We start from the raw sequence: 21,314 nt of genomic DNA, 5'->3' as shown, positions 1-21,314 counted from the left end.
AATAAACGTCCCCTCCCCCGGAGGGGGAGGGAGCTCGACTCAGCAGGAATAAAACCAACCAAAAAAGGAGATACGACCATGGGAAGACTGACCGGGAAAGTTGCCATCATCACGGGTTCTGCACAGGGGATCGGGGCTGCATACGCACAGGGGTTCGCCAAGGAAGGGGCGAAGATCGTGATCGCCGACGTTCTCGACGGACAGAAGGCGGTTGAAGACATCAAGAGGGCGGGGGGCGAGGCGATCTACGTGAAAACCGACGTCACCGACCAGGCGCAGTGCGACGCCATGGCCGCGGCCGCCAAGGAGCGCTTCGGCGGCGTGGACATCCTGGTCAACAACGCCGCCGTCTTCGGCAGCATCGTCATGAAGCCATTCACCGAGTACAGCACCAAGGAGTTCATGAAGGTGCTGGAGATCAACGTGGTCGGGCAGTTCCACTGCATGAAGGCGGTCTTCCCCTTCATGAAGGATAAGGGCGGCAAGATCGTCAACATCGGCTCCTCCTCCATCAACGAGGGGGTCCCCGGGATGCCGCACTACGTCGCCTCCAAGGGGGCCATCATGGCGCTCACCCGCTCCATGGCGCGCGAGATGGGGGACTTCAAGATCAACGTGAACACCATCGCCCCGGGCTTCACCCATTCCGAGGGGGGGAACAACTTCGACAAGAACAAGGCGATGGACATCCCGCCGCTGGAGACGCTGCAGCTGAACGCCCGCTGCATCAAGCGCGAGGCGCTGCCGGAGGACCTGATCGGCCTGGCGCTGTTCCTCTCCACCGACGACTCCGCCTTCATCACCGGGCAGATGATCGTCCACGACGGCGGGCTCTCCTTCCACTAGGAGACCCGGCAGCGGGAGCGCGGGAAGGCGCCTGGGCCTCCCGCGCTCCCGGATCAAGTAGGGCAGCTCCCCCGGGAAAATTCGCAGCAAAGGAGAGGATAACTATGGACAAAATTTTCCGTGTGGATATGTCGGCCCTGAACAGCACGGTCGAGCCGGTTCCGAGCGCGTGGGCGGCGCTGGGGGGGCGCGCTCTCACCTCGGCCATCGTGGCCCAGGAGGTTCCACCCACCTGCCACGCGCTGGGGGCGAACAACAAGCTGGTCTTCGCCCCCGGGATGCTGAGCGGCACCACGGCGGTTAACAGCGGCCGCCTTTCGGCCGGCGCCAAGAGCCCGCTTACCGGGACCATCAAGGAGAGTAACGCCGGCGGCACCGCCGCACAGGTGCTGGCCCGCCTCGGGGTGAAGGCGCTGATCATCGAGGGGATCCCCAAGGGGGACGGCTGGTACGGCCTGCTGGTGAACAAGACGGGGGTTCGCATCGTCGAGGAGAAGGAGCTGATCGGCAAGGGGAACTTCGCGGTCATCGAGGCGCTGGAACAGCGCCTGGGCAAAACCGGCGTCCTCACCATCGGCCCGGCCGGCGAAATGAAGATGCTTTCGGCCAACATCTCGGTGCGGGACGCCGACGGCAAGCTCAGAAGCCACGGCCGCGGCGGGTTGGGGGCGGTGATGGGGTCCAAGAGGATCAAGTTCATCGCTCTCGACGGCGCCGACGCCCCGGCGGTCCCCCTGGCGGATCCGGGGAAGTTCACCGCGGCGGCGCGCACCTTCGCCAAGGCGATCATGAACCATCCGGGGACGGGGCAGGGGCTCCCCACCTACGGCACCGCCGAGATGGTGAACATCGTCAACGCGGCGGGGGGGCTCCCCACCCGTAACTTCCTGCACGGCAAGTACGAGCACAACGAGAAGATCTCCGGCGAGACCCTGCGCGAGACCATCATCGAGCGCGGCGGCAACCCGAGCCACGGCTGCCAGGCCGGCTGCATCATCAAGTGCTCCCAGGTATTCCTGGACAAAAAGGGTAAGTACGTCACCTCCGGCATGGAATACGAGACCATCGAGATCCTGGGCGCCAACGCCATGATCGGCGACCTGGACGTGATCGCCGAGGCGGACCACCTGATGGACGACATCGGCATCGACTCCATCGAGACTTCGGTCGCCATCGGGGTCGCCATGGATGGTGGGGTGCTCCCTTTCGGCGACGGACAGGGTGTGCTGAGGCTTTTGCGAGAGGAACTCCGGCCTGGGACCCCGCTTGGGCGCACCATCGGCAGCGGCGCGGGGAATGTCGGGAAGTTGTACGGAGTGACCCGGGTACCGGTGGTGAAGAATCAGGCGATCCCCGCCTACGATCCCAGGGCCATCAAGGGGATCGGCATCACCTACGCCACCAGCACCATGGGCGCCGACCACACGGCCGGTTACGCGGTAGCCACCAACCTGATGGGTGTGGGGGGAGGTATCGTCGACCCGCTCAAGAAGGACGGACAGGTGGAACTGTCGCGGCACCTGCAGATCGCCACGGTGATGCTCGACTCGGTGGGGCTCTGCCTGTTCATAGGCTTCCCCTCCGCTGACGACCCGACCTGCGTCCCGGCCATCGTGGACATGCTGAACGCCCGCTTCGGACTGGAGCTTACTCCGGAGTGGTTCGGGGGGCTGGGGGTGACGACGCTCAAGACCGAGCGTGCCTTCAACCAGGCCGCCGGCTTCACCAACGAACACGACCGCCTCCCCGAATTCTTCAGGGAGCCCCTGGCCCCAAGCGGCGCAGTCTGGGACTTCACCGGCGAGGAGATCGACCAGTTCTGGAACTTCTAGAGGGGGGGCGAGCCATGATCGAGGTGACGGTGAATCTTTTGGCAACGTTTCGCACCGACCGTTTCAAAGAGGAGCAGCAGCATGTCCCCGAGGGGACCACGGTGGGGAGCATGGTCTCCGCCTTCGGGATCTGCGAGAAGGAGGTGGGGATGGCGCTGGTGAACGGTCGCCACGCCCCCATGGCCCACCCGCTAAGCCACGGCGACGTGTTGCACCTCGCCCCCTGGATCGCGGGGGGGTGACGGGAGGGGTGACGGTGAAGATTGGGGAGCCAGGAAAGAGTTGACAAAGAAACGATGCACGAGACCTTGCGTTCCCCCCCTTTGCAAAGGGGGGACAGGGGGGATTTGCTTCCCCCTTCGCAAAGGGGGACTTTAAAGGAGAAAGACCATGATCAGATGCCTGGAGGACCTCTACGCGGCGGTGAAGGAGAAGGAGGTCAAGTCCATCGCCGTCGCGGTGGCCGAGGACGAGGCGATCATCAAGCTGGTGCAGCAGGCGACGCAAAAGGGTATCGCTCGCTTCATCCTCACCGGCGACGCAGAGCGCATCGCCGAGCTTCTGCGCCAGCAGGGGCTGGAGCCGACCGACTTCGAGATCCACAACGCTAAAAGCCACAAGGAAGCCGCGGAAAAGGCGGTGAGCCTCGTGGTGCAGGGGAAGGCGCACCTGGTGATGAAGGGCGAGCTGCAGACCGCGCTCTTTCTCAAGGCGCTCCTGGACAAGGAGAAGGGCCTCCGTGGCGGCAACCTGATCAGCCAGATCACGGTGACCGAGAAACCGGAAGGGGAGGGGCTTTTGATGTTCACCGACTGCGCCATGAACATCACCCCCACGCTGGAAGAGAAGAAGCAGCTGATCGAGAACGCGGTCGGGCTCGCCATGAGCCTCGGCTACCGGCAGCCGAAGGTGGCGGTGCTCTCCGCGGTGGAGGTGGTGAACCCGAGCATGCCGGACACCATGGACGCCGCGGTGCTTTCCAAGATGGCAGAGCGCGGTCAGATCGGCAACGCCCTGGTGGACGGACCCTTCGCCCTGGACAACGCCATCTCCATCGCCGCGGCGAAGCAGAAGAAGATCGGCGGCCCGGTGGCCGGCCAGGCCGACATCGTGCTGGTCCCGAACCTCCAGGTGGGAAACGCCATCCACAAGGGGCTCACCTACCTCTCGCAGAGGAAGGTCGCCGCCGCGGTGGTGGGGGCGAAGGTCCCGATCGTGATGACCTCCCGGGCCGACACCACCGATACCAAGCTTTATTCGATTGCCATCGCCACCTACGTTTCCTGACGCCAAGGCGCGGGGGAAGGAGAGTCACATGTTCGGATTCGGAGTACCGGAACTGTTGATAGTGCTGGCCATTCTGCTGGTGGTCGTGGGGCCGGCCAAGCTGCCGCAGCTGGGCGGAGCACTGGGGGGCGCCCTGAAGAGCTTCAGGAAGGGAGCGCAACCGGAGGAGCCCAAGGAGATCGACGCCGATGTCTGATCACCTCCCTCTAAACGAGAATATCGTGTTCCTGGTCGCGAAGGCCCACCAGAAGACCCAGGGGGTGCTCAAGGGGCACCTCCAGCCGTTGGGGATCACACCGATGCAGTGCCTGTTCCTGGAGTCGCTCTGGGGCGAGGACGGGCTGAGCGTCGGGGACATTGGACGCCGCATCGCCCTCGATACCGCCACCTTGGCCGGGATCCTGGACCGGCTGGTGAACGGGGGGTGGGTGCTGCGGGAAAGCGACCCGGCGGACGGGCGGGTCGCCAGGGTCTACCTGACCGAGAAGGCGCGGGAGGTGATCCCGCAGCTTTGCAGCGCGGTGCACCGCACCAACGACGCGCTGCTGCACGGCTTCTCGCTGGAGGAGAAGGTACTTTGCAAGCGCTTCCTGCGCTGCATCAAGGGGTGAGCCCGGTTCCTTTTTTGCCGGCATCCCTCGCATGCAAGAGATTATTGGCATCGAGGCAGAGATGTGAAGTCCCCCTTTGCAAAGGGGGGAACGCAATGGCCTCCTTTACTGCTTTGAAAGCAGGGAAGGCCCGAAGATTGCCGGAGAAAATAACATCAAGGAGATCAACCATGTACGTGCCCGATTTCGAGTATCACGCCCCGAATACCGTTGCGGAGGCATGCGCCATCCTGGCGGAACTGGGGGACCGCGCGACCGTGCTCGCCGGGGGGACCGACGTCCTACACAAGATGAAGGTGGGAAAGCTCACCCCGGAGCACCTGGTGTCGCTGAAGAACCTGGACGAGCTGCGCGAGATCCGGGAGGAACCGGGCCGCGTGGTAATCGGCGCCCTGGCGAGCCATAACCAGATCTACAACTCGCGGCTCTTGCAAAGGCGTTACCTGTCGCTCCCGCTGGCCGCCCATACCATGGCCTCGAACCAGATCTGCAACCTGGGGACCGTGGGGGGGAACATCGTGAACGGCGTCCCCTCGGCGGACCTCCCCCCGATCCTGATCGCGCTGGACGCCTCGATCCGCCTCACGAGCGCCAGGGGGGAGCGGACCCTGCCGCTGGAGGATTTTTTCTACGGCTCGGCGCAGACCCGCATCGAGCCGGGTGAGATCCTCACGGAGATCTCGATCCCGGACCAGCAGACGACGGGGAGCACCTACATGAAGTTCGGCCTGCGCCGCTCCGGGGCCCTCGCCGTCGCCGCGGCCGCCGTATCGGTGCAGGTCTCTGGAGACACCCTGCACGGGGTCCGCATCGTGCTCGCCTCCGCCGCCCCCACCGTGCTCAGGGTAACCGCCGCCGAAAGGAGCCTCATCGGGCGCAGGATCGACGACGAACTCCTCACCGAGGCGGGGAACTTCGCGGCACAGGCGAGCCGCCCAAGGGACAGCATCCGCGGGTCCGCCGAGTACAGAAAGAACCTGGTCGGTGTGTTGACGAAACGTGCGCTCAGAAAGGCGATCGAAGAAGGTCACGCCTAGAAAGGAGGAGGGAGAAATGGCTCAGGCAATTACCGACAAGGACGGGGTGAAGCGCTACCTGATCACCCTCAACGTGAACGGCGACGCCCACACCGTCTTGGTGAAGGGAAACGCGATACTTACCAACGTGCTGCGCGACCAACTCGATCTCACCGGGACCAAGAAGGGGTGCGAGCTGGGGGACTGCGGCTCCTGCACCGTGCTTCTGGACGGAAAGCCGGTCGACTCCTGCCTGGTGCTGGCGGTCGAGGCGGACGGCCGCCAGATCACCACTATCGAGGGGGTGGCGGCAAACGGCAGGCTGGACGAGATCCAGCAGTCGATGATCAACCACGCCGCCGTGCAGTGCGGCTACTGCACTCCCGGCATGGTGCTGTCGGCCAAGGCGCTTTTGACCAGGAACCCGAACCCGAGCGAGCAGGAGGTGCGCGAGGCGATCAGCGGCAACCTCTGCCGCTGCACGGGGTACGTTCACATCGTGGAGGCCGTCATGGCCACCGCCCAGGGGCGGGTAACGCCGGACGACCACTAAGGAGAGAGAGATGAGCGACAACCACAGCGTAATAGGCCGCAGCGTCCCCCGCATCGACGGGCCGGAGAAGGTCAGCGGGGCGGCCAAGTACACAGGGGACCTGAAGTTCCCCAACATGCTTTACGGGAAGATCCTCACGAGCCCCCACGCCCACGCCCGGATCTTATCCATCGACACCTCCGAGGCGGAGCGTCTTCCCGGGGTGAAGGCGGTTATCACCCACAAGGACGTGCCGACCTTGAAGTACGGCCTGAGCCCGGCCCGCTGGGACGAGAGCATCTTCTGCAGCGACAAGGTCCGTTTCGTCGGCGACAAGGTGGCGGCCGTGGCCTGCCTGGACGAGGACACCTGCTACAAGGCGCTGAAGCTGATCAAGGTGGAGTACGAGGTGCTCCCAGCCGTGCTCGACTTTTTGCACGCCATGGACGAGGGGCAGCCGCAGGTGCACGAGGAGTACGCGAGGAATATCAACACCGAGATCCACCAGGAGTTCGGTGACGTGGAGAAGGCGCTCGCCGAGGCGCACCACGTGCGCACCGACACCTTCGTGGGGCAGAGGACCTACCAGTCACCCATCGAGCCGCACTCCGCCATCTCCATGTGGGACGGCGGCAAGCTCACCATCTACTCAAGCACCCAGTCGCCGCACTACTTCCAGCACTACATCGCCCGCGAGTTCGACATGCCGATGGGGGACGTGCGCATCATCAAGCCGTACCTGGGGGGGGGCTTCGGCGGGAAGCTTGAGCCCACCGGTCTAGAGTTCGCCGGGGCGGTGCTGGCGAAGCTCACCGGCCGGCCGGTGAGGACCTTCTACGACCGCGCCGAGATGTTCGCCCACAACCGCGGGCGTCACGCCCAGTACATGGAGATCACCACCGGCGTGGACAAAAACGGGAAGATCCTCGCCGCCAAGGCGAACTTCCTCATGGACGGCGGCGCCTACACGAGCCTCGGCATCGCCAGCGCCTACTACGCCGGTGCGCTTTTGCCGCTCACCTACGAGTTCGACAACTACCAGTTCGACATGTTCCGGGTCTACACCAACCTCCCCGCCTGCGGCGCCCAGCGCGGCCACGGCGCACCGCAGCCGAAATACGCCTTCGAGAGCCACCTGGACAACGTGGCGGCGGACCTGGGGATCGACCCGATGGACATCAGGATCATCAACGCCCGGCGCCCGAACACGGTCACCCCCAACGACTTCCGGGTCAACTCCTGCAAGATCAAGGAGTGTCTGGAGCGGGTGCGGGTGATGTCGGACTGGGATGAGAAGAAGAAAAACCTCCCGCTGGGAAGGGGGATCGGCGTCGCCACCGGCAGCTTCGTCACCGGCGCGGGGTATCCCATCTACCGCACCGACCTGCCGCATGCCGCCGCCTTCATCAAGGTCTGCGAGGACGGCACCGCCGCCACCCTCTACACCGGCTCGGTGGACATAGGGCAGGGGTCGGACACGGTGCTCTGCCAGATGGCGGCCGAGGCGATGGGGTATCGCTACGAGCAGATGAAGATCGTCGCCGCCGACACCGAGATCACCCCGCTCGACTTCGGCGCCTACGCGAGCCGCCAGACCTACATGTCCGGCGCGGCGGTGAAGCAGGCGGGCGAGGAGGTGAAGCGGCAGGTCCTGGAGATGGCGTCCGTCATGCTGGGGCTCCCGGCGGAAGATCTCGACTGCGCCGACGGGCAGATCTTCTCCAAGTCCCGCCCCGGCAAGAGCCTCAGCTTCGAGGAGGTGGCCAGGAAGCACTTCGTCCTCCGCGGACCGCTGCTCGGGCGCGGCTCCTACACGCCGCCGAAACTCGGGGGGAACTTCAAAGGAGCCGCCGTCGGCACCTCGCCCGCCTACAGCTTCGGGGCCCAGGTGGGGGAGGTGGCGATCGACGAGGAGACCGGCGAGATCACCGTCGTCGGGATCTGGGACGTGCACGACTGCGGCAAGGTGATCAACCCGCGCCTTCTGCACGGCCAGGTGCATGGCGCCCTCTACATGGGGATGGGGGAGGCGGTCTGGGAGGAGGTCCTTTTCGACGACAAGGGGCGGATCAAGAACGCCGAGCTCGCCAACTACCGTCTCCTCACCGCGGTGGACATGCCCCCCATCACCTCCGAGGTGGTGGACAGCTACGAGCCGTCCGGACCCTGGGGGGTGAAGGAGGTGGGGGAAGGGGCCACCAACCCGACCTTGGGGATGTTCTCCAACGCCATCTTCGACGCCATGGGGGTGCGGGTGAATTCGCTGCCGCTTAGCTACGAGAAGGTGTGGCGCGCCCTGAAGGAAAAGCGCGAGCGGGAGGAGGACGAAGCCCGGCGCAAGCCGGAAGCGAGGCGGGCGGAGGCTCCGCTGGAAACGGACGGCGCCATGCCGGTGTACGCGAACCCAAGCTGAGAGGGAGGTCATATGTGGGACTGGGTGGGAAAACTTGAGGAACTCAGGCGTCGTGACCAGCTTGCGGTGCTGGTCACGGTGACCAAAAGCACGGGATCGACCCCCGGCAAGAAAGGGGCGAAGATGATCGTTCTCCCTGACGGGAACTTCTACGGGACGGTGGGGGGAGGGGTGCCTGAGCACTTCGCACTGGAGGATGCGAGGAAGTGCTTCGAGCTGATGCAGGGCGCCACTTCCACCGTGCCACTTGAGCAGCGGGGGGAGTTCCCCGCCTGCGGCGGGACCATGGAGCTCTACATGGAACTCGTGAACGACAACCCGCGCCTGTACCTGTTCGGCGCGGGGCATATCGCCCAGTCGCTGTGCCAGGTGCTGGACGGCACCCACTTTCGGGTCCACCTGGTCGACGAAAGGAGCGAGTGGATCAATTCGCCCGCGCTCCCCGCAGCCGTAATCAGGCACCAGCGCCACTACAGCGACTTCATTCGCGAGGCCAACTGGTGCGATGAAAGGACTTACGCCACCATCCTCACCTACAACGGGGCGGTGGACCAGCAGGTGCTGGCCGAGGTGCTGCCGAAACCGGCGCGCTTCATCGGCATGGTGGGGAGCAAGTCCAAGTGGGGCAAGATCCAGAAGAACCTGGAGGGGCTGGGGCACGACCTCTCCAGGGTGCGCTGTCCGGTCGGGCACGACAACGGCGGCAACTCCCCGCGCGAGATCGCGGTGAGCATCGCAAGCCAGCTATTCGCCACCAGCCATGGCCGCGAATAGCGCCAGGGACAGGCGATTAGTGGAGCGGGTGGTGGTGATCCGCGGGGCGGGGGAGCAGGCAAGCGGCATCGCCTGCCGCCTCTACCGGGCCAACTTCCGCCGCATCCTGATGCTGGAGACCGCATCTCCCCTCGCGGTGCGCCGGCTGGTCTCCTTCTGCGAGGCGGTGCACGATGGGGAGATGACGGTGGAAGGGATCACCGCGGTGCGGGCCGGCCGGGTTGAGGAGGTCGCTGCGATCTGGGGTGCCGGGGGCATCGCGGTCCTGGTGGACCCGGAGGCGGCAAGCCTTCCCCTGGTGCAGCCCGACCTTTTTTTGGACGCGACGCTCGCCAAGCGCAACTTGGGGACCTCCATTGGGGACGCTCCGCTGGTGATAGGCCTCGGGCCTGGCTTTACCGCCGGGGTGGATTGCCACCAAGTGATCGAGACCAACCGTGGTCATGACCTGGGGAGGGTGATCGATGCGGGCGAGGCTGAGGCCGATACCGGCATTCCCGGGGCCATCGGCGGCTATACCAGCGAACGGGTCCTGCGCGCGCCGGTTGCCGGCCGTTTCGAGAGCGACCGGATGATAGGCGACCTGGTTTTTGCGGGGGAGCCGGTAGGGCGGGTCGGGGCGGTCGAGGTGAGGGCGGCGATCGACGGCGTCTTGCGCGGGATGATCAGGCCCGGTGCTGTGGTGAAGGCGGGGCTCAAGATCGGGGACGTCGATCCGCGCTCCCGGAAGGATTACTGCTCCACGGTGTCTGAGAAGGCCCGGGCGCTGGGCGGCGCGGTCATCGAGGCGCTGCTTGCCCGCTACAACAGTTAGCAGGAGTTGTATGTCCGCGAAGCGGGGAGCCAAGGTGTATCTGCCCACCAAGCGCTGCACGAGACCTAACGTCCCCCCCTTTGTGAAGGGGGGGCAGGGGGGATTTGCTTCACGTTTTTACGAACAGATCTCTCGCATGCGAGGCAGTTTTCAGGCGACCTGGAGTGGAGTAAAGGAGGAGGCATGCAAGGGATAGAAGAAGTGATCTGCTCCGCACCCGGCGGGGTCTTGAGCCTTACCGGGGCAGGCGGCAAGACGAGCCTCATGTTCCATCTGGCCCGCGTTCTGTCCCAGGCGGGGAAAAGGGTGCTGGTGACCACCACCACCAAGATCCTTCCGCCCACTGCCAGGCAGGGGGGCACCGTGCTGGTCGATGCGGACCCGGAGGTGATCGCGGGGTGGGCCTCCTTGCGCTGCGGCAACGAGCCGGTCGCCGCGGTGTCGCGGCGCGACCCGGAATCGGGGAAGCTGATCGGGTACCCGCCGGAGGCAATCGCATCCTTCCAGCGCTGCGGCTGTTTCGACTGGATCGTGGTCGAGGCCGACGGGTCGGCCCGGCGCCCGCTCAAGGCCCATGCGCCCCACGAACCGGTGATCCCCTCCTGCAGCACGGTGGTCGTGGCCGTCGCGGGGCTGGAGGTGATGGGGCAGCCGCTGACCGAGGAGTGGGTGTTCCGTCCAGAGCTCGCCGCCCCTCTCATGGGGCTTGCCATTGGCGAGACCGTGGGCGCTGCCGCTTTGGCACGTCTCATCGCCCATCCCGGCGGCCTTTTCACCGGCGCCCCCGCAGGCGCGCGGCGTTTCCTTTTCCTTAACAAGGCGGATACCCCGCAGCGTTTGTCCCGTGCGGCGGAAATCGCTGCCGCCGTGAAAGAGGAGGCGCCTTTCGTCGCCGAAGCGCTACTCGTGGGGCAGGCCCTGAACGGCGTCGCCCTGCATGCCCATTACCCCCTGGGGGCGCCATGAAACGGGTCGCCGGAATCATCCTCGCCGCGGGGGAGGGAACCCGCATGGGAAGGACCAAGCAGCTGCTCCCCTTCGGGGGTAAGAGCATGCTGGAGTGGGTGGTGGATAGCGCGCTTGCCGCGTCGCTGCATCGGGTCGTGGTGGTGGTGGGGCATCAGGCGGAGCGGATCGTTCCCCTTCTGGAGGGGCGCCCCGTGGAAGTGGCGCTGAACCAGGAATACCGGCGGGGGCAAAGCTCGTCGCTCAAATGCGGGCTGAGGCTCCTGGGGGCGGAAAGCGATGCGGCCCTGTTTCTGTTGGGGGATCAGCCGCTGATCACGCCGGCCCTGATGGATACCCTGGTCCGCTCCTACCAGGCCGCGCCGGCGCCGATCGTGATGCCCGTGTACCGGGGGAGGCGCGGCAACCCGGTGCTCTTCGACCGAGAGACGTTCCCGGACATCGACAATCTCGACGCCGACTGCGGCGCCCGGCCGCTCTTCCAGCAGTACCAGGAGCGCCTGTTGCCGGTCCCGGTCGAGGACGCCGCCATCCACTTCGACATAGACACCGCCGCCGATTACCGGCGGCTGCTGGAGCTGGGAATGGGTGGCCAAGCTCTTCTCAGCTCGGTCCAGCTTCCCCCTTTCGCAAAGGGGTATTGAGGGGGATTTGGAACTCCGGGAAGAAACTTCTCAAAGCGATAAATGCCGCAACACTTTTTTATCCTTCAACAACAGCAGAGAAAGGATCCAGTCATGAACACAGAGACCTACCTCATTCTCTTCAGCGCCATCCTGACCGTTGCCGTCCTCTACTCCTGCGTCGGCCACGGCGGCGCCTCCGGCTACATCGCGGTGCTTGCCCTGTTCAGCGTGGTGCCCGAGGTTTTCAAGCCGACGGCCTTGCTGCTGAACATAATGGTGGCTTCGGTGGCCGCCTACTCCTTCCGGCGCGCCGGCCATTTCTCCTGGGGGCTCTTCTGGCCCTTTGCCGCTACCTCCATACCCTTCAGCTTCCTGGGTGGATACCTGAGCCTGCCGCAGCATCTCTACCGCCCGCTGGTCGGGGTGGTCCTCCTGGCCTCCGCGTGCCGGCTCCTGGTCCACAAGGAACCGGAGGCGGCCTCGCTGCGGCGCCCGCCGCTTGTCGCCTCGCTTTTATTGGGCGCCGTGCTGGGGCTTCTCTCCGGGCTCACCGGGGTGGGAGGGGGGATCTTCTTGAGCCCCCTATTGATGCTGCTCCGCTGGGGGCGGGCGAGGGAGGTCTCCGGGGTGGCCGCCCTCTTCATCCTGGTCAACTCCTGCGCCGGGCTTCTGGGGCACGCGAGCAGCCTGCAGCTGGTCCCCGGCTTCGCCCCCCTTCTGGCGGTGGCGGCGCTTCTGGGAGGGTGCGTCGGCTCCTTCCTGGGGAGCAGCTTCCTGCCGGTGCGGAAGGTCGTCAAGGCGCTCTCGGTGGTCTTGACTGTAGCGGGGGTAAAGATGCTGCTGGTTTGAGGTGAGACAAAAAACTGTTTTATTTCTTCCTTTCAACAAAAGATATCCGCTTGACAGCAAAATAAGCATTGTGGTACTTATTTACCATAACGCGATTTGCCACCGGAAACGATTCGATAAAACCACTCAAGAAGGAGGAAGCTTTATGTCCAAGTCAGCGTATCGCTGGTCCATGACCGCCGTCGGTGAGCCGATGCAAAAGGGTGAGTTCGCCCCTACGCCGGGCGCGGGAGAAGTCGTCGTCGAGGTCGCGGGTTGTGGCGTCTGCCACACCGACCTTGGTTTCTATTACAGCGGTGTCCGTTTCAACCACCCCGCTCCGCTCACGCTGGGGCATGAAATCAGCGGCCGCGTGATCTCAGCGGGCGAGGGGGCCGGCCAGTGGGTTGGCAAGGCGGTGCTGATTCCGGCGGTCATCCCCTGCGGCGAGTGCGACCTCTGCCTCTCCAGCCACGGCACCATCTGCCGCGCGCAGCAGATGCCCGGCAACGACATCCACGGCGGCTTCGCCTCCCATATCGTCGTCCCGGCGAAGACGCTCTGCCCGGTGGACGAGAAGCGCCTTGCCGCGGCTGGTCTTGAGCTTGCCGACATCTCCGTCGTGGCCGATGCGGTTACCACCCCGTACCAGGCTGCGGTGCAGGCCGAGGTCCAGCCCGGCGACGTCGCCATCGTCATCGGCGTGGGCGGTGTAGGCGGCTACGCGGTGCAGGTGGCCAACGCCCTGGGCGCCACCGTCATCGCCATCGACGTGGACCCGGTGAAGCTGGAAAACGTGGCCAAGCACGGCGCGGCCCTCACCCTCAATTCCCGCGAGATCGCCGGCAAAGAGCTGAAGAAGGCGATCAACGAGTTCGTTAAAGCGAAAGGGCTCAAGCAGACCTGCTGGAAGATCTTCGAATGCTCCGGCAGCGCCCCCGGCCAGGACACCGCCTTTGGCCTCCTCACCTACGGTGCCACCCTCTCCGTAGTCGGCTTCACCATGGACAAGATCGAGCTGCGCCTTTCCAACCTGATGGCGTTCCACGCCAGGGCCCTGGGGAACTGGGGCTGCCTGACCGAGCTCTACCCGGCGGCCCTCGACCTCGTGCTCGACGGCAAGGTCGCCCTGACGCCGTTCATCGAGAAGCATCCCCTGGACAACATCAACCAGGTGTTTGCCTCCGCACATGCTCACCAGCTCACCAGGCGCGCCATCCTCGTGCCGGGCCTTTCCTAGGAGGACGACATGAGCCAAGCCGCAGCTACCACAGTCCAGCAAAGTGCCGCCGCCGACTCGCCGCTCAAGGTTTCGCTTGAGCGCGACGGCCGCCTGCTGAAACTCACCCTTGCCCGTCCCAAGGCCAACATAGTCGACGCGGCCATGATCGCGGCGCTCTTGCAGGCGATGGAGCGGCACCTGAAAGAACCCCGCCTGAGGGGGGTGCTGCTCACCGCGGAGGGGCCGCATTTCAGCTTCGGAGCCAGCGTGGACGAGCATCTTCCCGACTCCTGCGCCCAGATGCTGAAGTCGCTGCACGAGCTGGTGCTGAGGCTCGTCGAGAGCCCGGTCCCGGTGCTGGTCGCGGTCCGCGGCCAGTGTCTTGGGGGCGGCCTGGAGGTGGTCGCCGCCTGCAACCTGATCTTCGCCGCACCCAACGCGCAGCTGGGTCAGCCTGAGATAAAGCTCGCCGTCTTCGCACCTGCCGCCTCCTGCCTCCTACCTGAGCGGATCGGGCAGGCCCAGGCGGAGGACCTCCTCTTCTCCGGACGCAGCGTGAGCGCAGAAGAGGCGCTCAACATGGGGCTGGTATCGGTGATCGCCGAGGACCCGGACCAGGCCGCTCTCGACTACTTCGACAAGCACCTGGCCCCTGTTTCCGCCAGCACCCTGCGCTATGCGGTGCGCGCGGCGCGGCAGGACACGGCTCTTCGGATCAGGGCCAAGATTGCCTTCGTAGAGAAGCTCTACCTCGATGAGATGATGAAGACTCACGACTCGGTGGAAGGCCTCACCGCCTTCATCGAAAAGCGGCAGCCCACCTGGCTGGACCGCTAGTCATAGGAACTCGCCTCCCGACCCCGGGAGTAAGGGGGGCTGCCGTTCTTTCACCTGCGGCAGCCCCCCAGAGTCCAACCCATATTTTGAGCCGACAGGGGGGCATATGAGCAGCTTTCTCAACTTCAACGGACGCACCGCGGTGGTCACCGGCGGCGCGCGCGGCCTGGGCCTTGCCATCACCCGCGCGCTTTTAAGGCATGGCGCACGCGTGCATGTCTTCGACGTGGCGCCTGGCGAGGGGGCGGATGACTACCAGTTCCACAAGGTGGACATCACCGACCCTGCGAGCGTGGCGGCCGCGGTCGCAGCCATCGGCGAGCCGGTGACCCTCCTGGTGAACAACGCGGGGATCACCCGCGACCGCAGCGTCTTCAAGATGTCGGACGACGAGTGGAGTTCGGTACTTGGGGTGAACCTCACCGGCGCCTTCAACATGGCGCGGGCGCTGGCTCCGGGGATGAGGGACGCAGGCTACGGCCGCATCGTCAACATCACCTCGATAAACGGCATCCGCGGCAAGTTCGGCCAGGCCAACTATTCCGCCTCCAAGGCGGGGCTCATCGGCCTCACCAAGACGCTCGCGCGCGAGCTGGGACCCAAGGGGGTAACGGTGAACGCGGTGGCGCCGGGCATGGTCTTGACCGACATGGCGCTGGCGCTTCCCGAGGAGATCCTGGACCGGGCGAAGAACGAGTGCCTGCTCCCCGAACTGGCGAAACCCGAGGACATCGCCAACGCGGTCACCTTCCTCCTCTCGGACGCGGCGGGGAAGATCACCGGAGAGGTGATCCGGGTCGACTCGGGCCAGTACATCTAAAACGATCATGGAGGTTGCAATGCGAGAAGCGGTTATCATCGATGCGGTGCGGACGCCGGTGGGGAAATTCGGCGGCGCCCTGAAGGACGTGCGCCCGGACGACCTGGCGGCACTGTGCATCATGGAGCTGGTGCAGCGGAACAAGCTCGACCCCGGGCTCATCGAGGACGTTATTCTCGGGTGCACCAACCAGGCCGGTGAGGACAACCGCAACGTGGCGCGCATGGCGGCGCTCCTGGCGGGGCTCCCGCACTCGGTGGCGGGGCATACGGTGAACCGCCTCTGCGGCTCCGGGCTTAACGCCATCAACAGCGCGGCCCAGGCCATCAAGGTGGGGGAGGGGAAGATCTTCATCGCAGGCGGCACCGAGTCCATGACCCGCGCCCCCTTCGTCTTCGCCAAGGCCGATTCCCCCTTCTCGCGCGACATCAAGGTATTCGACTCCACCATCGGGTGGCGCTTCACCAACCCCCGGATGACCGAGCCCTACGCCAAGGAGGGGATGGGGGACACCGCCGAGAACGTGGCGCACAGCTACGGCATCACCCGCGAGCAGCAGGACGCGTTCGCGCTGGCGACCCAGAGGAAATGGGGCGAGGCCCAGGCCGCGGGGAAGTTCGAGGACGAAATGGTCCCGGTCGTCATCCCGCAGAAGAAGGGGGAGCCCAAGGTCGTGGACCGGGACGAGTTCCCGCGCCCGGACGTGACGCTGGAGCAGCTCGGCAAACTTCCGCCTGCCTTCCAGAAGGACGGCAGCGTCACCGCCGGTAATTCCAGCGGCATCAACGACGGCGCCGCCGCCGTGCTCCTGATGGAAGGGGGGATCGCCAGGGAGCTTGGTTACCGGCCGCTGGCGCGCGTTCTCTCCAGCGCCGTCGCCGGCTGCGACCCCTCGTTCATGGGGCTCGGCCCGATTCCGGCCATCAGGAAGGCGCTGGAACGGGCGGGGCTCACCATCGGCGACATCGACCTCTTTGAGCTGAACGAGGCCTTCGCGGCGCAGGCCATACCTTGCATCAACGAGCTGGGGATCGACCCGGCCAAGGTAAACGTGAACGGCGGCTCCATCGCCATAGGCCATCCTTTAGGCTCAAGCGGCGCCCGCATCACGGCGACCCTGGTGCACGAGATGCGGCGGCGCAACGCCCGATACGGCGTGATCTCGCTCTGCATCGGGCTCGGGCAGGGGATCGCCACCGTGGTGGAGAGGGTCTGAAAGGGATGTAAGAGGGGGGAGTATGCCGGCCAAGCATGAGGAGAATCCGAAAACCCTGCGCATCGACTTCCACGTGCACATGGCGGACTACGGCTACATGCACCCCTGGGTCACCGAGTGGATCCGGAAGAGCAACCCGGCCGGGTTCGACGAGTACGCCAGGCGCTACAGCGATCCCGGCGCCTTCGAGGAGCTTCTCGCCGCGGAAGGGGTCGACTACGCCTGCGTTCTCGCCGAGCTGAGCCACGTCACCACCGGCTCGTGCAGCAACGAGCAGGTGCGCGAGTTCTGCCGGGGGAGGTCGCGGCTGATCCCCTTTTGCGACCTGAACCCTTCCCTCTACACGGATCTTAACGACAGCCTCAGGCGCAAGGTGGAAGAGGAGGGGTTCAGGGGGGTGAAGCTTTATCCCACCTACCAGCACTACTACCTGAACGACCCGCGCCTCTACCCGCTGTACCAGGCGGCGCAGGAGCTGGGCATCCCGGTCCTGATCCATACCGGCTCCTCGGTCTTCAAGGGGGCGAGGATCAAGTACGGGGACCCAATCTACCTGGACGACGTCGCCAACGACTTCCCGCGCCTCAACCTGGTAATGGCGCACTCCGGGCGCGGTTTCTGGTACGACCGCGCCTTCTTCCTCTCCAAGCTGCACCGGAACCTCTACATGGAGCTTTCCGGACTTCCTCCGGCGAAGCTTTTGACCTACTTCCCCGAGCTCACCAAACACAGCGACAAGGTCATCTTCGGCAGCGACTGGCCCGGGATGAGCCGGATCCGGCATAACATGGACGCCATCGCCGCGCTCCCCTTCAGCTCAGAAGGCGTAAGCGCGGTATTGGGCGGCAACGCGGCAAGGCTTTTGAACCTGGGGTGACCGCCGCCTCGCGGCAAAGGAGGAGATCGTGTCGCTCATCGACGCTTATGGCAGACGTATCAACTACCTCCGGCTTTCCGTGACCGACCGGTGCAACCTCCGCTGCAGCTACTGCATGCCGGCTAAGGGGGTGGAGCTCCTGCCGCAGGACCGGGTGCTTTCCTACGAGGAGCTTCTGCGGGTCGCGACGCAAGCGGTCGCCGCAGGGATCGAGAAGATCCGGGTGACCGGCGGCGAGCCCCTGGTGAGAAAGGGGATCATCCCGTTCCTGGAGCGCCTGGCGCGGATACCGGGGCTCGAGGAACTGGTGCTGACCACCAACGGCACGCTCCTCAAGGGGATGGCCCGGGGACTGAAGGACGCCGGGGTGCAGCGGCTGAACATCAGCCTCGACTCCCTCGACCCGGCGACCTTCGCCCGTATCACTCGGGGTGGCGATCTAAAAGCGGCGCTTGCGGGGATTGAGGCGGCCGAGCGGGCGGGCTTTCCGCCGCACAAGATAAACGTGGTGCTGATGCGCGGGGTGAACGACCACGAGATCCTCGATTTCGTGCGGCTCACCCTGGAGCGTCCCTACGCTGTCAGGTTCATCGAGTACATGCCCACCTGCCAGACGACCGACTGGCGTTCGCTCTGCATTCCGGGAAGCGAGGTGCTGGAGCGGATCGCTGAGCGTTTCCTGATCGAGAAGCTGGAGCGAAACGAGCGCTCCGGACCGGCCAAGAACTTCAGGGTTCAGGGCGCAGTCGGCTCGCTCGGGGTCATCACCCCGATGACCGGCCACTTCTGCGACGCCTGCAACCGGCTCAGGGTGACCGCCTCCGGCACGGCCAAGGGGTGCCTCTTGGCGGGGAAGGGGGTGGATCTGAGACCGCTTCTTGCCTCGGGCGACGACGCCCTGCTGCGCGACGGTATCCGCAGCATCGTCCTCGACAAGCCGGGCAGGCACAGGTTCGACGAGAAATCCGGCGCCGCCGCGTTCGTCATGTCAGGGGTAGGGGGATAAAAAGGGAGGGGGCATGGCTTCTGTTTACCGCTACGAAAAAGGAACCGTTTCCGCAGACGAGAGGGAAGTCGTGGCCGAAGTGCCGGTGGTCCTGCACGTGAACGGCCGCGAACTCGCCACCCTGATCGCTTCCCCCCACGAGCTCCGCTTCCTGGTGGCCGGGTTTCTCAGGCTGCAGGGGCTCGTGGACCGGGTCGAGGATTTCAACGCGCTCTCGGTCTGCGACGATCACGGCATCGCCAGCGCCCAGGTGAAGAAGGAACTCCCGGAAAAGCTCAAGCCCGTCCTTACCTCCGGCTGCGGCACCGGTATCAGCTTCTCCATCCCCCAGGTCGATTCCGCGCAGCGCGCCGGGGGATCGGGCCGAACCTGGGCCCCAGCCGCCGTCTTCTCGATGATGGACGCGCTGACCCGGAAGGCGCAGGGGTACCGGACCCACGGCGGCATGCACTCGGCCGCGGTAGGCGACGGCAACGTCCTCCTATATTCCGAGGATCTCGGGCGCCACAACACCATCGACCGCATCGCGGGGGAGGCGCTATTGAAAGGAATAGACCTCTCCGGGATGATGCTGGTCACCTCGGGACGCGTCTCCACCGAGCTTGTCGCCAAGGCGGCGCTTTTGGGGATAGAGGTCGTCGCCTCGCGCACCTCCCCGACCGATACGGCGGTGAGAATGGCCGCCGAAGCCGGGATCACCATGATCGGCTACGTGCGGGCGGACCGCTTCGACATATACAGCCATCCGGACCGGCTCGGCCTGGCAGGGGCGGGTAGCTGACCCCGGCTGTGATGGATGTGTTGACGGGAATAGCAGATTTCATGTATACAAAAAGCTCTTAATGGCCTAAAAACCAGACCGTTTCCAGTCTCCCTCCTCCCATCACGGGGGACCACTGCACCTACCGCAAGGCGACGGGAGACTAGGTCTTTGGCAGTAGTCACAGCAAAACAGAGAAAGAAGGCGCTTATGGTGCAGGTCGCTGAAATAACGGAGCTCGATGGGAGAACCGGCTGCGGCAACGCTTCCGGAATCGTGAGGCTGGACGCCGACCTCGGCATCTCCTACCTCGACGCGGCCGCCGCCGATCTCATCGGCATGCCCGTGGAGAGCCTCCTGGGGCGCAGGCTCGACGAGGTGGCGGATCTCTCCGAGCTCAGCACCCTGATGAAAAGCGGCACCGTCTTCAACAACCAGGCGCTGCAGGTGGGCAAGAGGCGCCTGGCCTGCGACTTCCTCCCATCCATGGAGTCCGACCAGCTGGTGGGGGGTATTTTGTCCGTCCTGCGGCTCCTCCCGGAACAGCTCTCCGATCCCTCCATCGATTTGAAGGCCCTCTTGCAGTCGGGGAGCACCTCCCTCGATCTCAACTACGACGGCATCGTAATCGTGGACCGGGAAGGGGTGGTGGTCATGGTGAACCAGGCCTTCGCTGACATCCTCGACACCACCCCCCACGCCATCATCGGCAAGCATGTCAGCGAAGCCTACCCCAACTCCCAGTCCTCTAAACTGCCCGCGGTGATGGAAAGCGCCACCCCCCAAATCGGCATCACCCATTACCTGAACGGCAAGCAGGTCTACGCCTCGCTCTACCCTATCGTCAAGGATGGCCAGGTCATCGGGGGGGTCGGCAAGATCCTGTTCAAGGACATCCGCGAGATCACCCTGATCGCGAACCGGCTGCAGGGCGCTTCCGAGACGCGCGCGGCGGCCGGGAGCGTGGCGCGTAAGGAATCGATGTCGCGCTACGACGTGAACAGCATCGTCGGGCAGAGCAAGAAGATGCAGGACCTGAAGGAGTCTTTGCTGCGGGTGGCCTCCAAGAACTCGAACATCCTTCTTCTGGGGGAGAGCGGGACCGGGAAGGAGCTTTTCGCCCACGCTATCCATGCCGCCAGCAACCGCCGCTACGCCCAGTTCGTCAAGGTCAACTGCGCCGCGATCCCCGAGCATCTGCTGGAATCCGAACTGTTCGGCTACGCCGAGGGGGCCTTCACCGGGGCCAGGAAAGGGGGGCAGCTGGGGAAATTCGAGCAGGCGCACCTGGGGACCATCTTCCTGGACGAAATCGGCGACATGCCGCTTTACATGCAGGCAAAGATGCTGCGGGTCCTGCAGGAGAGGGAGCTGACGCCGCTGGGGAGCAACGCGCCGAAAACGGTCGACGTGAGGGTGGTCGCCGCGACCAACAGCAATCTGGAGGCCCTGGTGCGGGAGGGTAAGTTCCGGCAGGACCTCTACTATCGCCTCAAGGTGGTGACGCTTTGCATCCCCGCGCTCAGGGAGCGCAAGGAGGACATCCGCGCCCTCAGCATAAATTTCATCCAGCAGTTCAACGAGGAGTTCGGGCTGGAGGTCCAGGGACTGAGCCTGGAGGCCCGCGACGTCGTCATGCACTACGACTGGCCGGGAAACGTGAGGGAACTGCGCAACGTGATAGAGAGCGCCTTCAACGTGGTGACCGGTCCTCTCATCCTCAAGGACCACCTACCGGAGCAGCTCTCCAGGATGCTCGGGGACGGCAACGCCGGCATCCCGCACGATATCGGCCCCTATCTGCGCGCAAGGCTTGGGAGCAAGCCGCTTCCCGCCATCGTCGAGGAGTTCGAGAAGCTGCTGGTGGAGGCCGCGATCCAGTTTTGCAACGGCAACAAGCTGCAGGCCGCAGACCTCCTCGGCATCTCCAGGCAATGGCTGTACAAGAAGCTGCAGAAGAAGCATCACGACGACGCGTCCGACCACTGAGTCCAGTGATCGTTCGCCCCCGCACCGCCCCCTTGTCAGCAG

Annotated in this window: 22 protein-coding genes; all 22 read left to right on the top strand. The window is 65.0% G+C overall.

The window, feature by feature from the left end; all coding sequences use genetic code 11:
• The first annotated feature begins 78 nt into the window (after positions 1–78).
• The 22 genes from GEOBRER4_RS15245 (at position 79) to GEOBRER4_RS15140 (ending at position 21,272) form a co-directional block, all read left to right on the top strand.
• The gene (locus tag GEOBRER4_RS15245) at positions 79–846 is read left to right on the top strand and encodes an SDR family NAD(P)-dependent oxidoreductase (RefSeq protein ID WP_185243028.1); all 768 of its coding nucleotides are present in this window, start codon (positions 79–81) and stop codon (positions 844–846) included.
• Positions 847–950: 104 nt separating this feature from the next.
• On the top strand, positions 951–2,678 hold the full coding sequence (locus tag GEOBRER4_RS15240; RefSeq protein WP_185243027.1) for an aldehyde ferredoxin oxidoreductase C-terminal domain-containing protein: 1,728 nt from the start codon (positions 951–953) through the stop codon (positions 2,676–2,678).
• A gap of 14 nt (positions 2,679–2,692) precedes the next feature.
• Positions 2,693–2,920 (top strand): MoaD/ThiS family protein, encoded by a 228-nt coding sequence (locus GEOBRER4_RS15235; protein ID WP_085811817.1) that lies wholly within the window; start codon positions 2,693–2,695, stop codon positions 2,918–2,920.
• Positions 2,921–3,068: 148 nt separating this feature from the next.
• Positions 3,069–3,965 carry a bifunctional enoyl-CoA hydratase/phosphate acetyltransferase gene (locus tag GEOBRER4_RS15230; RefSeq protein WP_185243026.1) on the top strand — a complete coding sequence of 299 codons (897 nt, stop codon included), beginning with the start codon at positions 3,069–3,071 and terminating at the stop codon, positions 3,963–3,965.
• 28 nt (positions 3,966–3,993) lie between these two features.
• Entirely contained in the window at positions 3,994–4,161 is a 168-nt protein-coding gene (locus GEOBRER4_RS15225; protein ID WP_185243025.1) for a twin-arginine translocase TatA/TatE family subunit, read from the top strand.
• The gene (locus GEOBRER4_RS15220; RefSeq protein ID WP_085811820.1) at positions 4,154–4,576 is read left to right on the top strand and encodes a MarR family winged helix-turn-helix transcriptional regulator; all 423 of its coding nucleotides are present in this window, start codon (positions 4,154–4,156) and stop codon (positions 4,574–4,576) included. The genes GEOBRER4_RS15225 and GEOBRER4_RS15220 overlap by 8 nt, the downstream gene beginning before the upstream one ends.
• Positions 4,577–4,746: 170 nt before the next feature.
• A complete protein-coding gene (locus GEOBRER4_RS15215; RefSeq protein ID WP_085811821.1) occupies positions 4,747–5,613 on the top strand; it encodes an FAD binding domain-containing protein in 867 nt (288 codons plus the stop codon).
• 16 nt (positions 5,614–5,629) lie between these two features.
• The gene (locus tag GEOBRER4_RS15210) at positions 5,630–6,145 is read left to right on the top strand and encodes a (2Fe-2S)-binding protein (RefSeq protein WP_185243024.1); all 516 of its coding nucleotides are present in this window, start codon (positions 5,630–5,632) and stop codon (positions 6,143–6,145) included.
• A 10-nt stretch (positions 6,146–6,155) separates the two neighbouring features.
• Positions 6,156–8,537: a 4-hydroxybenzoyl-CoA reductase subunit alpha gene (gene hcrA / locus GEOBRER4_RS15205; protein WP_185243023.1), complete on the top strand. Its 2,382-nt coding sequence runs from the start codon at positions 6,156–6,158 to the stop codon at positions 8,535–8,537.
• A gap of 12 nt (positions 8,538–8,549) precedes the next feature.
• On the top strand, positions 8,550–9,311 hold the full coding sequence (locus GEOBRER4_RS15200; RefSeq protein WP_185243022.1) for an XdhC family protein: 762 nt from the start codon (positions 8,550–8,552) through the stop codon (positions 9,309–9,311).
• Positions 9,298–10,125, top strand: a complete 828-nt coding sequence (yqeB, locus tag GEOBRER4_RS15195; RefSeq protein ID WP_185243021.1) for a selenium-dependent molybdenum cofactor biosynthesis protein YqeB — start codon at positions 9,298–9,300, stop codon at positions 10,123–10,125. Before GEOBRER4_RS15200 ends, yqeB begins: the two co-directional genes overlap by 14 nt.
• Before the next feature lie 183 nt (positions 10,126–10,308).
• Positions 10,309–11,091, top strand: coding sequence for a selenium cofactor biosynthesis protein YqeC (gene yqeC, locus GEOBRER4_RS15190; RefSeq protein WP_085811826.1), 783 nt, complete (start codon positions 10,309–10,311; stop codon positions 11,089–11,091).
• Positions 11,088–11,735 carry a molybdenum cofactor cytidylyltransferase gene (gene mocA, locus GEOBRER4_RS15185; protein ID WP_185243020.1) on the top strand — a complete coding sequence of 216 codons (648 nt, stop codon included), beginning with the start codon at positions 11,088–11,090 and terminating at the stop codon, positions 11,733–11,735. Before yqeC ends, mocA begins: the two co-directional genes overlap by 4 nt.
• 93 nt (positions 11,736–11,828) lie before the next feature.
• Positions 11,829–12,566 carry a sulfite exporter TauE/SafE family protein gene (locus GEOBRER4_RS15180; protein ID WP_185243019.1) on the top strand — a complete coding sequence of 246 codons (738 nt, stop codon included), beginning with the start codon at positions 11,829–11,831 and terminating at the stop codon, positions 12,564–12,566.
• 145 nt (positions 12,567–12,711) lie between these two features.
• Entirely contained in the window at positions 12,712–13,785 is a 1,074-nt protein-coding gene (gene had / locus GEOBRER4_RS15175) for a 6-hydroxycyclohex-1-ene-1-carbonyl-CoA dehydrogenase (protein ID WP_185243018.1), read from the top strand.
• Positions 13,786–13,794: 9 nt separating this feature from the next.
• Positions 13,795–14,604, top strand: a complete 810-nt coding sequence (locus GEOBRER4_RS15170; protein WP_185243017.1) for a cyclohexa-1,5-dienecarbonyl-CoA hydratase — start codon at positions 13,795–13,797, stop codon at positions 14,602–14,604.
• Between the two features lie 106 nt (positions 14,605–14,710).
• Positions 14,711–15,424, top strand: coding sequence for a 3-oxoacyl-ACP reductase FabG (gene fabG / locus GEOBRER4_RS15165; RefSeq protein WP_185243016.1), 714 nt, complete (start codon positions 14,711–14,713; stop codon positions 15,422–15,424).
• A gap of 19 nt (positions 15,425–15,443) precedes the next feature.
• Positions 15,444–16,640: a thiolase family protein gene (locus tag GEOBRER4_RS15160; protein ID WP_185243015.1), complete on the top strand. Its 1,197-nt coding sequence runs from the start codon at positions 15,444–15,446 to the stop codon at positions 16,638–16,640.
• A gap of 22 nt (positions 16,641–16,662) precedes the next feature.
• Positions 16,663–17,517: an amidohydrolase family protein gene (locus GEOBRER4_RS15155; protein ID WP_185243014.1), complete on the top strand. Its 855-nt coding sequence runs from the start codon at positions 16,663–16,665 to the stop codon at positions 17,515–17,517.
• A 28-nt stretch (positions 17,518–17,545) separates the two neighbouring features.
• Positions 17,546–18,523, top strand: a complete 978-nt coding sequence (moaA, locus tag GEOBRER4_RS15150) for a GTP 3',8-cyclase MoaA (RefSeq protein ID WP_085811834.1) — start codon at positions 17,546–17,548, stop codon at positions 18,521–18,523.
• 13 nt (positions 18,524–18,536) lie between these two features.
• Positions 18,537–19,304, top strand: coding sequence for a formate dehydrogenase accessory sulfurtransferase FdhD (gene fdhD, locus GEOBRER4_RS15145; protein ID WP_185243013.1), 768 nt, complete (start codon positions 18,537–18,539; stop codon positions 19,302–19,304).
• A gap of 150 nt (positions 19,305–19,454) precedes the next feature.
• A complete protein-coding gene (locus GEOBRER4_RS15140) occupies positions 19,455–21,272 on the top strand; it encodes a sigma 54-interacting transcriptional regulator (RefSeq protein WP_404813846.1) in 1,818 nt (605 codons plus the stop codon).
• Positions 21,273–21,314: the final 42 nt, after the last annotated feature.

Origin of the sequence: Citrifermentans bremense (genome assembly GCF_014218275.1) — a bacterium.
Classification (GTDB): Bacteria; Desulfobacterota; Desulfuromonadia; order Geobacterales; family Geobacteraceae; genus Geomonas; species Geomonas pelophila.
This window is presented reverse-complemented; position numbering and strand designations above follow the sequence as displayed.